General features: G+C 69.6%; 12 protein-coding genes. 5 read left to right on the top strand and 7 right to left on the bottom strand.

Annotated features, from left to right (window positions below; translation table 11 throughout):
* From ABT300_RS33220 to ABT300_RS33245, 6 genes are all read right to left on the bottom strand, one after another.
* The coding region (locus ABT300_RS33220) for an ATP-binding cassette domain-containing protein (RefSeq protein WP_351683698.1) at positions 1–229 on the bottom strand (229 nt) is incomplete at its 3' end.
* Positions 226–2,127, bottom strand: a complete 1,902-nt coding sequence (locus ABT300_RS33225; protein ID WP_351683701.1) for a branched-chain amino acid ABC transporter ATP-binding protein/permease — start codon at positions 2,125–2,127, stop codon at positions 226–228. The genes ABT300_RS33225 and ABT300_RS33220, both read right to left, overlap by 4 nt.
* A complete protein-coding gene (locus ABT300_RS33230) occupies positions 2,124–2,993 on the bottom strand; it encodes a branched-chain amino acid ABC transporter permease (protein ID WP_351683703.1) in 870 nt (289 codons plus the stop codon). The genes ABT300_RS33225 and ABT300_RS33230 overlap by 4 nt, the downstream gene beginning before the upstream one ends.
* 17 nt (positions 2,994–3,010) lie before the next feature.
* Entirely contained in the window at positions 3,011–4,180 is a 1,170-nt protein-coding gene (locus tag ABT300_RS33235; protein WP_351683706.1) for an ABC transporter substrate-binding protein, read from the bottom strand.
* A gap of 41 nt (positions 4,181–4,221) precedes the next feature.
* The gene (locus ABT300_RS33240; RefSeq protein WP_351683709.1) at positions 4,222–5,976 is read right to left on the bottom strand and encodes a thiamine pyrophosphate-binding protein; all 1,755 of its coding nucleotides are present in this window, start codon (positions 5,974–5,976) and stop codon (positions 4,222–4,224) included.
* Complete coding sequence (locus ABT300_RS33245) at positions 5,973–7,430, bottom strand: aldehyde dehydrogenase family protein (protein WP_351683712.1); 1,458 nt, start codon at positions 7,428–7,430, stop codon at positions 5,973–5,975. Before ABT300_RS33245 ends, ABT300_RS33240 begins: the two co-directional genes overlap by 4 nt.
* A gap of 224 nt (positions 7,431–7,654) precedes the next feature.
* Here ABT300_RS33245 and ABT300_RS33250 point away from each other — a divergent pair, with 224 nt between their 5' ends.
* The 5 genes from ABT300_RS33250 (at position 7,655) to ABT300_RS33270 (ending at position 13,889) form a co-directional block, all read left to right on the top strand.
* On the top strand, positions 7,655–8,428 hold the full coding sequence (locus tag ABT300_RS33250) for an IclR family transcriptional regulator (RefSeq protein ID WP_351683714.1): 774 nt from the start codon (positions 7,655–7,657) through the stop codon (positions 8,426–8,428).
* A 90-nt stretch (positions 8,429–8,518) separates the two neighbouring features.
* Positions 8,519–9,721: a CaiB/BaiF CoA transferase family protein gene (locus ABT300_RS33255; RefSeq protein WP_351683716.1), complete on the top strand. Its 1,203-nt coding sequence runs from the start codon at positions 8,519–8,521 to the stop codon at positions 9,719–9,721.
* Entirely contained in the window at positions 9,718–10,539 is an 822-nt protein-coding gene (locus tag ABT300_RS33260) for a citryl-CoA lyase (protein ID WP_351683719.1), read from the top strand. Before ABT300_RS33255 ends, ABT300_RS33260 begins: the two co-directional genes overlap by 4 nt.
* Before the next feature lie 156 nt (positions 10,540–10,695).
* A complete protein-coding gene (locus ABT300_RS33265) occupies positions 10,696–12,855 on the top strand; it encodes an outer membrane protein assembly factor BamB family protein (protein ID WP_351683721.1) in 2,160 nt (719 codons plus the stop codon).
* A gap of 14 nt (positions 12,856–12,869) precedes the next feature.
* Positions 12,870–13,889: a ThuA domain-containing protein gene (locus ABT300_RS33270; RefSeq protein WP_351683723.1), complete on the top strand. Its 1,020-nt coding sequence runs from the start codon at positions 12,870–12,872 to the stop codon at positions 13,887–13,889.
* A 79-nt stretch (positions 13,890–13,968) separates the two neighbouring features.
* Here ABT300_RS33270 and ABT300_RS33275 read toward each other — a convergent pair.
* A protein-coding gene (locus tag ABT300_RS33275; RefSeq protein ID WP_502978049.1) for an IS5 family transposase occupies positions 13,969–14,786 on the bottom strand; the annotation gives its coding sequence in 2 pieces (ribosomal slippage) (positions 13,969–14,454 and positions 14,457–14,786; 816 coding nt in all).
* Positions 14,787–15,055 lie beyond the last annotated feature (269 nt).

Below are 15,055 nucleotides of genomic sequence, written 5' to 3' on the forward strand. Positions count from 1 at the left end.
TGATGCTTCCGCCGCCGCGCGGTACCAGTCCCATGAGGGCTTTGAGGGTGGAGGTCTTGCCCGCGCCGTTGGCGCCGATGATGCCCACCGACGCCCCGGGCTCCACGCTGAAGCTGATCGAACTGACCGCGCGGACCCCGCCGTAGTGCACGGACAGGTCGTCGACGGCGAGTGTGGCCGGGGCACCGGCCGCGGGGGCGGCCGTTCGCCGGAAGGGGATCGTCCTCACCGGGTTGCCTCCTTCGAAGCAGGTGCCTCGGCCGAGGCAGGTGCCTGGGCCGGAGCGGTGGAGGCCCGGGGTGGGGCCGGTTCAGGCAACGGAACGTCGGCCATCGCGGAGTCCCCGAGATACGCCTCGATCACCTCGGGAGCGGCGACCACCTCGGCGGGCGTGCCCTCCGCGATGACCCCGCCGCTGGAGAGCACGGTGACGCGCTCGCACAGCGACATGACCAGGCCCATGTTGTGCTCGATGAGGACGACGGTGGTGCCGCTGTCGCGGATGGAGCGCACGATGCGGGCGAGCTGCTGCACCTCTTCGCCGTTCAGCCCGGCGGCGGGTTCGTCGAGGAGCAGCAGCCTGGGCCGGGAGGCCATGGCCCGGGCGATCTCGATGCGCCGCTGGATGCCGTAGGGCAGGGAACCGGGGGCGGCCTCGGCGAAGTCGGTGAGCCCGAAGCGTTCCAGGAGTTCCTGGGCCTGGCGGCGCAGCTGCCGCTCGCGGCGTACGACGCCGGGCTGCCACACCGCGTACTGCCAGATGGTGTAGGTCCTGGTGCGGTCGAGCGCGACGAGGATGTTCTCCCGGACGGTCAGCTGGCCGAACAGACGCAGGTTCTGGAAGGTGCGGGCCACGCCGAGGAGGGAGAGCGTGTACGGGCGGGCGGTGGTGGTGGCGCGGCCGCCGAACCGCACCTGTCCCGAGGTGGCCCGGTAGAAGCCGCTGATCACGTTGAACAGGGTGGTCTTGCCGGAGCCGTTGGGTCCTACGATGCCACGGATCTCGCCGGGCCGGACCGTGAGGGAGACGTCGTCCAGGGCGCGCAGTCCGCGGAAGTCCTTGGTGGCGGACCGGATTTCCAGGAGAGGCTCGTTCGTGGCGGCTGGCGTCTCGATGGCCTCATACGGCTGGAAGGGGCGCAGCCGGGCGCGGTCCTCGGTGTGGCTGCGTCGCCGTCGGTTCGCGAACTCCCGTACGCGGGTGGGGATTCCGGCGAGTCCGGTCGGTGCGAAGATGACCATGAGGACGACCACCACGCCGTATCCGAGCTGTGCGTACGTCGAGAAGTCGGAGAGCCACTCGCGGATCAGGGTCAGTCCGACCGCGCCGACCAGACAGCCGACGAGGGAGCGCCGGCCGCCGATGATGACCATGGCGAGCAGGATGAACATGTTGCCGATGGAGAAGGTCTCCGGGGCCACATAGCGGATGAGGCCCGCGTACAGCACTCCGGCCAGTCCCCCGTACAGGCTGGCGAGCAGGAACGCGGTCATGCGCAGCAGCGGGATCTCCGCGCCCATCGCGCCCGCGGCCAGGGAGTCGTCGCGCATCGCGCGCAGCCGTCGCCCCAGGGACGTACGGACGACGAAGAGCCCGAAGCCGAGGCCGAACGCGCAGACCGCCAACTCCAGGTAGTAGTAGAGGTATTCGCTGGAGAGATCGATGCCGGGCAGGGTGGCGAGCGGGATTCCGGAGATGCCGTCGGCGCCGCCGGTGACCGAGGCGTTGGTGATCCAGTTGATGAAGCCGAGTGCCAGGCCGAGCGTGACGATCCCCAGGTAGTGGGACTGCATGCGCAGCGCCGGGATGCCGACGAACAGGCCGGTCGCCACGGTCGCGAGTACGGCGATGACCGCCGCTGCCCAGAACCCGTATCCGGAGTCGGTGGTCAGGATCGCGAGGGTGTACGCGCCGACGCCGAAGAACGCGACCTGGGCGAGGTTGATCTGCCCGGAGATGCCCATGGCGAGGCCCATGCCGACGGCCAACAGGGCATAGATGATCGCGATGTTGACGACATGGATGGAGTAGCTGCCCAGGCCGTACGGCAGCAGCCAGGCGGCCACCGCGATGGCCGCGAGGCCTCCGGCGCGGGTGGCCGAGGGGCCTTTGACACGGAACCTCACGCGCGGCTCACCGTCCTCTCCCCGAAGACGCCCATCGGGCGGATCATGATGGCGGCGGTGAAGACCAGGAAGGTCACCAGCACCGAGTAGCCCTGGAAGTGGCCGGCCGCGTAGGAGTCGAGGACGCCGATCGCCAGTCCGCCGACAACGGCTCCGGGGATGGAGCCGAAGCCGCCGAGCATCGCGGCGGCGAAGCCCTTGATGCCGAGTGCTCCGCCGAGTGACGCGTCGACGTACAGCATCGGTCCGACGAGACCGCCGGCCAGGGCTGCGAGACCTGCCCCGATGGAGAAGGCGAGGGCGTTGCTGCGGCCGACGTCGATGCCGACGGCGGTGGCCGCCTCGTGGTCCATCGCGACGGCCTGCATGGCCGCGCCGCGCTTGGTGCGAGCGAGGAACCAGGCGAGGCCGATCACGGCGAGGGCCGCGACGGCCATCACCAGCAGGTCGTACGTGCGCACACGCACCCCGAACAGGTCGAGCGGGGCGGACCGGACAGGCGAGCGGACCGCCCGTCCGGTGGTGCCCCAGATCAGGATGGCGACAGCTTGCAGGACGATGCCGAAGCCGATCGTGCCGATCAGCATCAGGTCGAAGTCCTTGTTCTCCAGCGGCCGCAGCACCCGCTCGATGACCAGCCCGATCGCGGCGGTGACCGCGATGGCCACGACCATGGCGACGGCGAAGGGCAGCTTGGAGGTCAGGTAGAAGGTGGAGGCAGCGTAGGCGCCGATCATGGCGATGTCGGCGTGGGCGAAGTTGACCAGGCCCATGGTGCGGTAGACCAGGGAGAACCCCATGGCGACCAGGGCGTAGACCGCCCCGAGACTCAGGCCTGAGACGAGTGTCTGCAGTGTCTCTTGCACGTCAGTGCTCCCGGTGCCTACTGCTGCGGGACGAGTTTGCCGTCGCGGATGACACCGATGGTGGTCTTGGTGATGCCGACTCCCGTCTCGTCGTACGCGAAGTCACCGAGCAGGCCCTGGTACCGGGTGTCGCGGATCGCGTCCGCGAGTTCCTCGCCGACCGCGCCGTTGCTGGTCTTCAGTGCGGTCAGCAGGATGTTCGCGCCGTCGTAGGCCTTGGCCCCGTGCAGTTCCGCCTCCTTGCCGTAGGCGGCCTCGTAGGCGGCGGCGAACTTCTTCGAGGCGTCGCTGACGTCGTTGCTGAGGTAGGGCGAGCTGACGATGGTGCCCTCGGCGGCTGCCTTGCCCGCGGTGTCGATGAAGACGGGGGTGCCCTGCGGTGCGGCGCCCGCGAAGGGGGCGGTGATGCCCAGGTCCCGGGCCTGCTTGACGATCAGTCCGGCTTCGACCTCCTCCGAGCCAATGAAGATGACGTCGGGCTTCTTGGCCCGGATCTTCGTCAGTGCGGCGCTGAACTCCTTCTGGTCGGTGGTGACCACCTGGTCGGTGGACGGGTTCACCGCGAGCGCCTTGACGGCCTTGAGGAAGGCGTCGTGCTCGCCCTTCCCGAAGGAGCCGTTGTTCGTGATCATGGCGATCTTCTTGTAGCCCTTGTCCTTCACCAGGTGCTGGGCGAGCGTCGAGTCGTAGGTGGTGCTGGTCGGTCCGTTGAGGAAGAGGTACGGGCTCTTCAGCGCGACCAGGCCGTCGGACTGACCGGAGGTGATGTTCGGGATCTTCGCCTGTTGGAGCACCGGCCCCATGGCGATGGTCACGGCGCTCTCCGCCGTGCCGATCATGGCGACGTACTTCTCACTGACCAGCCTGCGGGCGAGGTTGGTGCCGGTGGTCGGGTCGCCCTGGTCGTCGAAGAGCTTCAGCTGGATCTTGCGGCCGTCGATGCCGCCCTTCTTGTTCCACTCGTCGACGGCGAGCTTGGCTCCCTTGTACTCCCAGTCGCCCAGTGAACTGAGCTGCCCGCTCTGCGCGTTGACGACGGCGACCTTGATGGGTCCGGACGAGGCCTTGGTGTCGTCGGACGACTCGCCGGGTGCGCTGCACGCGGTGAGGGCGGCGGCCAGCGCGGCGGCGGTGCAGACGGCGGCTCGGGTGGTGGTGCGTGGTCGTGGGGTGTTGCTGCGGGTCATGGGGTCACCTCGTTGTGAGCGGACGGGAAGGTGCGGGGAGGTCAGTCGGCGAAGGACCCGCGGTAGATGTCCTTGATGTTCCAGTGGCCCGGCGTCGGTACGGGTTCGTTGACCATCGGTACGTCGATGACGGCGGGCCTGCGCCGCGCGATCGCGTCGGCCAGGGCCTTGGAGAGGTCGGCGGGGGCGACGATGGTGTATCCGTCGGCGTCGCAGGACCGGCCGAAGGCCGCGAAGTCCGGGCTGTAGGGCCGTCCCTCGGCGTCCGTGAACTCGCAGCCGTAGGACCGGCCGAACGAGGAGGCCTGGAGGTCGGCGATGGTGCCGTGGGCCCGGTTGTTCATCACCACAAAGATGACGGGCAGGCCCTGTTCGACGGCCATCGGCACCGCGGGCAGCTGGGCGCTCATCCCGCCGTCGCCGATCAGTGCGACCACCGCGCGGTCCGGCTGGGCCAGCTGCACACCGACCGCGGCGGCCGGGCCGAAGCCCATGGTCGAGGCTCCCCCGGGCGTGATGAAGCGCCCGCCTTCGGGGAGTTCGTAGCACTGGGCGACGCCGTTCTTGTTCCACCCGACGTCGGTGACCAGCACCGCGTCGTCGGGCAGGGCCTCGCGAAGGTCGGCGAGGATGCGCTGGGGCCGCAGCGGGAAGTTGTCACTGCGGCCGTCCTCGCGGGCGGTGGCGTAAACGGCCCGGCGGGCGGTGGCGATGGTGTCGCGCAATCCCGCTCTCACGAAGGGCTCGGGCCTGGCGGACCGCACGGCGGCGCCGATGGCCCGTACCGCGTCGCCGACATCCGCGACGGCACCGATCTCGACGGGGTAGTTGCGGCCGATCTCGGCCGGGTCGATGTCGATCTGGATGAGCTTGCTGGGCGGGCTGTCCTTGTCACCGAAGGTCCAGGTGTACGCCGGGTCCCACGAGCTGGCGTCGGTCTCCGCGAACCGGGTGGCCAGCGCGAGGACCACGTCGGCGCCCTTGGTGTACTCGTGGGTCGTCTCCAGGCCCCAGAAGCCGGGCATGCCGAGCAGCAGCGGATGGCTGTCGGGCAGGTTGCCCTTGCCCATCAGGGAGTGCGCGAGCGGGATGTCGAGGTGCTCGGCTAGCGCCGACAGGGCCTGGCGGGCAGCTGGTTCACGCAGTCCGCCGCCGAAGTAGATCAGCGGGCGTTCGGCGCTCAGCAGCGTCCGGGCGATGCGCTCGGCGGTCGCCCGGTCGAGACCGGGGAGGGAGGAGCCGCCGGGCAGCGGGTACTCCCCGGCGTACTCCTCGACCTGCCGGTTGAACAGGTCCATGGGGACGTTGACGAGCACGGCTCCCGGCCGCCCGGAGGTCGCGGTCCAGAACGCCCGTTCCGTCGTACGGGCCAGGTCCTGGACGCGGTGGACGTTCCAGGCGCGCTTGGTGAACGGTCGGTAGATGGAGGTCTGGTCGGCGTCCGCGTGGAGGTTGACCTCCTGGTGCGGGTGGCGGCCGGCGTAGTAGGAGGGGATGTCGCCGGAGATGACGAACAGCGGGATCGAGTCGAGAGCGGCGGTGGCCACTCCGGTGACCGCGTTCATCATGCCGGGGCCGACGTGGGTGAGCAGGACGCCGGGTTTTCCGGAGGCGCGGGCGTATCCGTCGGCGGCGTGTGCGGCGGCCTGCTCGTGGCGGGCGATCACGAACTTGATCGGGCTGGGGCCGAGCGCGTCGAGCAGGGCGATGTTGGTGTGGCCACAGGTGCCGAAGACGTACTCGACTCCGTACGACTCCAGCTGGCCGGCCAGGGCTTCGGCGGCGGTCACGGTCATGCGTCGGTCTCCCCGTCGGTGGAGGTCGTACCGGTGGACGTCGTGTGCATGGCGGCCGCGTCGAGGGCGCTCGTGTCGCCCCACACAGACAGTCCGCGCAGCATGAGGGTCTTGACGACCGTGTAGTCGTCGATCATCGAGCGGGGTGTCTCGCGTCCGAAGCCGGAGTCCTTGACCCCGCCGAAGGGGACGTGGTCGAGGCGGTAGTTGGAGCTGCCGCCGACGATCAGCGCGCCGGTCTCCAGCTCGCGCCAGGCGGTGATGATGCGGCCCATGTCGCGGGTGAACAGACCGGCCTGCAAGCCGTAGCGGCTGGTGTTGCAGGCGTCGATGACCGCGCCGAAGTCGTCGTACGGGAGTACCGCGACCAGTGCCCCGAAGACCTCGTGGACCACGACCGAGGCGTCCGGCGCCGGATCCGCCACGACGGTGGGCGCGGCGGTGGCGCCGTCCCGGGTGCCGCCGCGCAGCACCCGGGCGCCGGAACCGGCGGCCTCGGCCGACCAGCGCACCACGCGTTCGGCGGCCTCCTCGTCGACCATCGCGCCCACGTCGGTGGCCGGGTCGAGAGGGTCGCCGACCTTCAGGGTGTCGACGGCGGCGGTGAATGCGTCGAGGAAAGCGTCGTAGCGGGAGCGGTGGACGTAGACGCGCTGGACGGAGATGCAGCTCTGGCCGGAGTTGCTGTATCCGGTGCGGGCGCACTCCTTAGCGGCTTGCCCTATATCGGCGTCCTCGCAGACGATCGTCGCGGCATTGCCGCCCAGTTCGAGGACCAGGCGCTTGGCCCCGGCCGCGCGGGCGACGGCCCGGCCGGTCTCCGCGCTGCCGGTGAAGCTGATGACGGCCACCTCGTCGGCAGCGCACACCAGCGCGCCCACCTCGCCACCGCCGTGCAGCAGTTGTACCGCCTGCGGGGGCATTCCCGACTCCAGGAGCAGCGCCACGATCGCGGCGGTGACGGCCGGTGCCTGCGGCGGAGCCTTGACGAGTGTGGTGTTGCCCGCGGCGAAAGAGGCGCCGAGCTTGTGGGCGAGGAGGTTCGCGGGGGCGTTGAAGGGGGTGATGGCGAGGGCCACCCCGGCCGGTGCCCGGTAGGTGAAGGCGGTGTTGCCGACGCCGCGTTGCCAGCCTGCGACGGGCAGGGTCTCACCGCCGATGTGGCGCGCCTCGGAGGCGCACACCGCGAAGGTGTCCGCGACCCGGTCGATCTCGCCGAGTCCGTCCTTGAGGGGTTTGCCCAGCTCCAGGGCGAGGAGGCGGGCCAACCCGTCGCGGTGGGCCGAGGCGGCGCGGGATGCTCGGTCCAGGATGTCCGCGCGCAGGGCGGGGGCGAGGCCGGCCACCGTGCGGGCCGAGGAACGGGCGTAGGCGAGAGCGTCGGCGACCTCCTCCCCCGTCGCCGTGGTCGTCCGACTGACAACCCGGCGCAGGTACGGGCCTGTTCGGGTCATCGCGGGACCGTTGCCACCCCACTGGCCGGCGACGTGGGGAGGCGCTTCGGCCGCCGCCGCGTCCGCCCCAGCCTTGAGAAGGGAATCGAGCATGAGGTCTCTCCCAGGAAACTGCTAAGTGGTACTGGTGGACTGCTCTGTGGGTCGGCGTGTAACGTACGGGCGCCAACTCGCGGTGGCAAGAGGGCCGTTCGAGGAAGTTTCGAAGCGAAGGGGGAAGGCGCGTGAGCGAGAGCGACCAGGAGCAGGCGACCGGGGTACGTAGTGTGCGCAGGGCTCTGGACATCCTGGGTCTGCTGACCGAGGATCAGCCGACGGTCACGCTGAGGGAGATCGTCGACGCCACCGGCCTGGCCAAGACCACGGTGGTGCGCCTCGTGCAGACCCTCGAACAGTGCGGTCTGGTCTGGGACACTCCGGCTGGCTACACCGCGGGCCCTGGTCTGTGGCGCTGGGCGCATCTCGCGCACACCAGCTGGGAACTGCCCCGCGAGACCAGCAAGTTGATGCGCGAGCTGGCCGAGGAACAGCAGGAGACGGTCAATCTCTTCATGCTGCGGGGTTTGTCCCGTGTCTGCGTGGCCCAGCAGGAGAGCCCGCAGCCGCTGCGCCATGTCGTACGGGTCGGCGACGAACTCCCGCTGTGGGCGGGCGCCTCGTCCAAGATCCTGCTGTGTACGGCTCCGGATGCCCTGCTGCACCGGATCGCCACGGGCTCGCCGCACGGCGAGGGGCATGCCAGGCAGTTGCGGGTGTGGGCGGACCTTGCGGCGGAGCGCGGCTTCGCGGTCAGCCGGGGTGAGCGCGACGAGGGGCTGACGGCCGTTGCCGTACCCGTCGTCGGCCGCAGCGGGGCCGTCGTCGCCTCGCTCTCGCTGAGCGGACCCAGCCATCGCTTTTCCGAGTCCACCGTCGAGCGGTTCGCCGCCGCGCTCACCGAGGTCGCCCGGCAGATGTCGGAGCAGGGCTTCGACCACCCGCTCAGCCCGACGAAGTGATCACGCGGCAGAAGGCGCCGCAACCTCCGCAGAGACTGCACGAACTCCAGGACGCACAGAAGCCGCAGGAACCGCAGAAGGAGCCGGTGCATGCCCGAACGACCGCTCTCAGGAATCCGTGTACTCGATCTCACCAATGTGCTCGCAGGACCGTACTGCAGTTACCACCTCATGCTCCTCGGCGCCGAGGTCGTCAAGGTCGAACAGCCGGGCAGGGGCGATCTCGCGCGGAGTCTCGGCCCTGATCCGGAGCTGAACCGGGCGGGTATCGGCGCCTCGTTCCTCGCCCAGAACGCCGGCAAGAAGTCACTCGTGCTCGACCTCAAGGACCCCGGCGACCGGGCCGACTTTGAGGAACTGGTGCGCGGCGCGGATGTCCTGCTGGAGAACTTCCGGGCCGGGGTGCTGGCCCGGATGGGATACGGCGCCGACCGGCTGCGGGATCTCAATCCGCGCCTGGTCAGCTGTGCGATCACCGGCTTCGGGCAGTCGGGGCCGATGAGCGCGGCCCCCGCCTACGACCAGATCATCCAGGGTCTGTCGGGGATGATGAGCATCACCGGCACCACCGACACCGCCCCGCTCAGGGTGGGCTTCCCGGTGTGCGATTCGCTCGGCGGTCTCGGCGCGGCCCTCGCGATCAGCGCGGCTCTGCTGGGACGGGAGAGGACCGGGCGAGGGGCGCGGCTGGACGTCTCCATGCTGGAGGTCTCCCTCTCCGCGATGGGCTGGGCCGTCTCCAACTACCTGGTCAGCGGGGTGGATCCGGAACCGATGGGCGACCAGAACGCCACCGCGGCCCCGTCGGGGACCTTCGAGACCGCCGACGGCGGGCTGAACATCGCGGCCAACCGGCAGGAGCAGTTCGTCACGCTCTGCCGGCTCGCCGGGCTGCCCCACCTGGTCGACGACCCACGGTTCGCCGAGCGCGAGGCACGCAAACGGCACCGTACGGAACTCAACACCGAGCTGAACGCGGCACTGCGCCAGAAGACCGCTCTGGAGTGGGAGGAGACGCTGTCCGCGGCCGGGGTCCCGGCGGCCCGCGTCCTGACGGTCCCCGAAGCCGTGGAGCTGGAACAGCTGGCGCACCGCGGCTTCTTCACCGACCTGCCCTATCCGGACGGCTCCGGCCGCACGCTGCGGGCCAGCGGCAACGGCGTACTGGTGGACGGCGAACCGCTCCCGCCGGACGACCCGCCGCCGCTGCTCGACCAGCACGGCGAGGAGCGGGAGCGGCTGATCGCACGCTGGCGGGCGCACCGCCACGCCGCCGAGGCGCGGGCCTCATGACGGCCGGGCCGCAGGACGGCCTGGTCGCGCAGTGGTGGGCCACCGCCGTCAGCCGGGTCGAACCCGGCATCATCGAACTGCGCGAACACCCGGTACAGGACCTGATCGGCCACGCGACGTTCGTCGAGACGATCTGGCTGATGCTCCGGGGCGAACTTCCCCGTCCCGAGCAGGCCGGGCTCCTGGAAGCGGCACTGGTGGCAGGCGTCGACCACGGACCGCAGGCGCCCTCGATCGCCGCCGCCCGAATGGCCGCCACCTGCGGGGTGGGGCTCAACAGCGCCGTGGCCACCGGGGTGAACATGCTCGGTGACGTGCACGGCGGGGCAGGTCAGCAATGCGTGCAGCTGCTGAGCGAGATCACCGAACGGCACGGACAGGGCCGGGAGTTCGACCTCGCCGTGGCGGAGGTGGTCGGCGAGTGGCGGGGCCGCTCGCGCTATCTGCCCGGTTTCGGCCATCGCTTCCACCCCCGCGACCCGCGCCGCGACCCGCTGCTCGCCCTGGTGGACCGGGCCGTAGCGGACGGCCTGGTGGAAGGTGCTCACCTGCGGGCGGCCCGCGCCGTGGAGGCTCATCTCAACCGCGGGCGCGAGGGCAGGAAGCCCGTACCCATGAACATCGACGGCGCCACCGCCGTCATCTACGCCGAACTCGGCTTCGCCGCGCCGCTGGCCCGCGGCCTCTTCGTGCTCAGCCGCAGTGTCGGCATCCTGGCCCACGCCTGGGAGGAGACCGGGCAGGGGCGCCGCAACAAGAGCCCCATGCCGCCTTCCATGGTGCCCGTCCACCTGGTGCCACCAACAGCGCGTCCGTAGCGCTTGGTTGACCCTCGACGACGCTCGAAAATCCCCTGTCGCGCGTCTTGTCATGGACGCACAGCCGTCCCTAACGTGACCTCTCGTCATGCCAACCCATTCTACGGATCTTGTAAACCATCTAGCGGACCTTGATCGAATCGAGGGAACTGAACGATGGAAAGACGCTCCTTTCTCCTGACAGCCGCGGCGGGCGGCGCGGCCACCGTCTCCTCCCTGGCGCCCCCCGCCGAAGCGGCCCCGAACACGTCGGCCGGCCTCGCGCTCCCGGTGCCCCCGCAGCCCGCCGCGCTCGGCACCACCGGCGCCAACTGGCCCAAGGTGGGCGGCAATTACGGCAACCAGAACCACTCCACACTCCGGGACATCACCCCGCAGAACATCAAGAGGCTCGGCGGGGCCTGGCACATCAACCTGGAAGGCGGCTCCACCGGCGCGTACCAGCAGTGCACGATCGTCGTGCAGGACGGTGTGCTGTACCTCGAGACCACACAGCAGAACGTCTTCGCCATCAACGGCAGGACGGGCGAGGTCATCTGGAAGACGAACCTCGGCACCGAGACCACGAACATGCGCGGTGTCGCCGTCGCCGAGGGCAAGGTCTTCACCATCTCCGGTGCCAACATCGTCTACGCCCTCGACAAGAAGACCGGAGCGATCGTCTGGCAGAAGCCGCTGATCGTCGACGACAACGGTGGCGACGACGGCTGCGACAACGACAGCGGCCAGTGCGGCGGCAACAGCGGCGGACTGGCCGGCGCGGTCGTGCACTGGGACGGCCTGGTCTACATCGGCACCGAGGGCTCGACCGCCGGCGCGCGCGGTCGCGGATACGCGCTCGACGCCAGGACCGGCAACGTGGAGTGGACCTTCTGGGGCCCGCCCGGGCCCGGGGAGTTCGGGCACGACACCTGGGAGGGAGACTCCTGGAAGACCGGCGGCGCGGTCCCCTGGATCCACCCGGCCGTCGACCCCGAACTCGGCCTGGTCTACTGGACGTTCGGCAACCCCTACCCCCGCACGGACGGCTCCTCGCGCGGCGGCGACAACCTCTTCGCCAACTCGATCGTCGCCATCGACGCCAAGACCGGCAAGCGGCGCTGGCACTTCCAGTCGGTCCACCACGACATCTGGGACGCCGACAACGTCATGGCACCGGTGCTCGCCGACCTCCTCATCGACGGCAGGAAACGCAAGGTCGTCGTCTACGGCTCGAAGACCTGCTGGTACTACATCCTCGACCGCCGCACCGGCGAGGCCGTCCACGGAATGGAGGAGCGGCCGGTCCCCCAGCACGCCCTGCAGAAGACCTCGCCCACCCAGCCCTTCCCCGGCGGCGAGCCGTTCGTGTCCCCGTATCCGGAACTCGACAAGACGACCCGGCCCGTGCCCTTCTACCCGACCGGGGGCCTGTACGAGGTCTTCTGGGACCGGGCCACCATCCTCTTCCCGGGCGCGGGCGGCGGCGCCGACTGGGGCTTCCCCTCCTTCAGCCCGAAGACCGGATACGTCTACGTCGGCTACGGCCTCGTCAACTCCTCCTACTCCAACACCCGCGGCGGACGTGTCAACACCGCCCGCCCTCTCGGTGAACTGTTCGGCGGCGGCCTCGTCGCGATGGACCCCCGCGCCAACACCGTCGCCTGGCGAAAGGAGGGCCCCTGGTCCCTCGCCCACGGCAACGGCATCCTCACCACAGCCGGCCGTGTCCTCCTCCAGGGCCGCCCGGACGGCGTCCTCGAAGCGATGGACGACACCGACGGCAAGACTCTGTGGACCTGGCAGTGCGGCGCCGGAGTCAACACCGTCCCCATCTCGTACGAGATCGACGGCGAGCAGTACATCGCCGTGCTCGCCGGAGGCAACGGACTCCCCTTCCCCGACATCCCGCGGGGCGACCGCCTCTGGGCGTTCAAGCTCGGCGGCAAGGTCGCCCAAGCCCCCGCGCCCACTCCCCCGTCCCGCCGCAACCAGATCCGTACCGCCGCCGTGACCGGTGCGACGGCACGCAACACCGTCACCCTCGGCCGCGTCTGGAGCGCCGCCACGGGCTCCCCCGGCACAACCGAGAACACGGTCGCCCAGAACGCCATGGCGCCGCAGCACCTGACGGTTCCGGCCGGCACCTCCGTCACCTTCACCAACCCCGCCGACAACCGGCAGGCCCATGGCGCGGTGGCCTTCTTCGACGCGGAGTTCGACACCGGGCTGCTGATGCCGGGCCAGTCGTACACGTACACCTTCGGCAAGCCCGGCGAGTACTTCTACAACGATCCTGCCTTCCCCCAGTCCACCGGCAAGATCGTCGTCCAGTGAGAGGACCGGCCGCCATGACGTCCACAGCACGTCCAGCACGTACGACGGTGTCCGTAGTAGGCGCGGTCAGTGCCACGCTCCTCATCGCCCTGGCCGCCTTCCTCGGCCTCCAGCACCAGATGTCCGAGAACAGGGCTTCCGCGCGAAGCGAAGGCCGACCCACCGGAGCCGGAGCGCAGGAACTCGGCGACCCCGACTACGGGGTCTGCCGCGGCACCAGCGCCAAGTGCTACCACCAGTGGGGCAACTTCTCCCTGGCCGCCGACGGCTATCGTGTGCTCCTCTACACGCGGACCGCGGGTCCCCGCCACGCGAACCTCGGTCCCACACTCGGCGCCGGGCTCAACCCGGCGCTCGCCGACACCAACGTCGTACAGAACGCCCTGGTCAGGATGGGCACGAAGAACGGTTTCACCGTCGACTGGACCGAGGACGTCACCCAACTCTCCTCCCCCGCACGGCTCTTCCGGTACAACGCGGTCGTCTTCTACTCCACCAGCCGCGACACACTCGACGACGCCGCGCAGACCTCCCTGCGCCAGTACGTCCGCGGCGGCGGAGGCTTCGTCGGGATCCACAACGCCTTCGGTACCGAGTACAACTGGCCTTGGTACGAGGGCCTGTTGGGCGGCGCGAACTTCTACGACCACGGGCCCGACCAGCGCGGCACGGTCGTCGTGCAGAACCGCCGCGACTCCTCCACCTCGGATCTTCCGGCACGCTGGGACTTCACCGACGAGTGGTACAACCTCATCCCGGCCCCTTCGAAGGTCCGCGTCCTGGCCTCCGTCGACGAATCCACGCTCGCCGAGGGGGTCACGGGCAACCAGGGCCACCCCGGACACGGCAGGCACCACCCGGTCGCCTGGTGCCAGTACTACGACGGCGGACGTGCCTGGCTCACCACCCTCGGCCACGACACCAAGGCCTTCTCGACCGATGGCTCCTTCCCCGGCGCAGACCAGTTCCAGAACCTGATCCTCGGCGGCATCGAATCCGCCATGGGCAGGACTCCGTTCTGCCGGGCAAGCTGAACCGGCTCCACCGGGTCAAGTACGGCGGCAAGCCTCCAGCCACGAGATTGCAGGCGTCCTGAACGCCGGCCTAAAGGCCCTAACAAAGCCGTTGGACGTGGCGGTGGGTGATCAGGCAGACAGCAAGCCCGAGGAATGCCTCGTGGATGTCGTCGCGTCGTTCCCAGCGGATGCGCAGGCGTCGGAAGCCGTGGAGCCAGGCGATCGTGCGCTCGACGACGTAGCGGAAGATGCCCAGACCAGTGCCGTGAGGTTCGCCCCGCTTCGCGATCACGGGGCGGATCCCGCGCTGCCAGAGCAGGCGACGGTACTTGTCGTGGTCGTAGCCGCGGTCGGCCAGGAGGGCGTCCGGGCGTCGGCGCGGTCTGCCGACCCGGCCTGCGACAGCGGGGATCTTGTCGAGCAGTGGCAGGAGTTGGGTGACGTCGTTGCGGTTCCCGCCGGTCAGCGACACCGCGAGCGGGATGCCCTGGCCGTCGACGATGAGGTGGTGTTTGCTGCCCGGACGTGCGCGGTCGACCGGGCTGGGCCCGCTTTTGGGCCCCTGCGGGCCGCGCGGACGTGCGAGGAGTCGATCACCGCCCGGGACCAGTCCAGCTTGCCCTTCGAGCGCAGCTTCTCCAGCAGCAGCACATGGAGCTGGTCCCAGACGCCCGCCTCGTTCCAGGCGGCCAGGCGGCGCCAGCAGGTCATGCCGGATCCGAAGCCCAGCTCCTGGGGCAGGTACTCCCACTGGATCCCGGTGTGCAGGACGAAGAGGATCCCGCACAGGGCCTGGCGGTCCGGCACCCGAGGTCTGCCCTCGACCAGCTTCGGACCCGGCACAGGCAGCAACGGTTCGATCAGCGACCACAGTTCATCCGACACGATCCACGGCCGCGACTGACGCTTCCCCACGACCAGACCAACGAGCAGACAAGCCAACAGTCACATGATCAACAGCTTTTGTTACTGACCTTTGCGGCGTGATGTCGTTGGGGGCTGACGATGTGTGATCGTTGCGGTATGCCGGTGGTGTGAGGTATCCGCAGGGTGGTGGGCTGACGCCTGAACGGCAGGCGTTTCGTGAGCTGAAGCTTCCCCTTGATCGTGGACACCTGGAGACTGGGATCTGAGGTTCCAGAGGAAGCAGTGCCAGGTGGGAAGCAAGTACACGAATCGGTACT

Source organism: Streptomyces sp. NPDC001027, from assembly GCF_040299045.1.
Classification (GTDB): domain Bacteria; phylum Actinomycetota; class Actinomycetes; order Streptomycetales; family Streptomycetaceae; genus Streptomyces.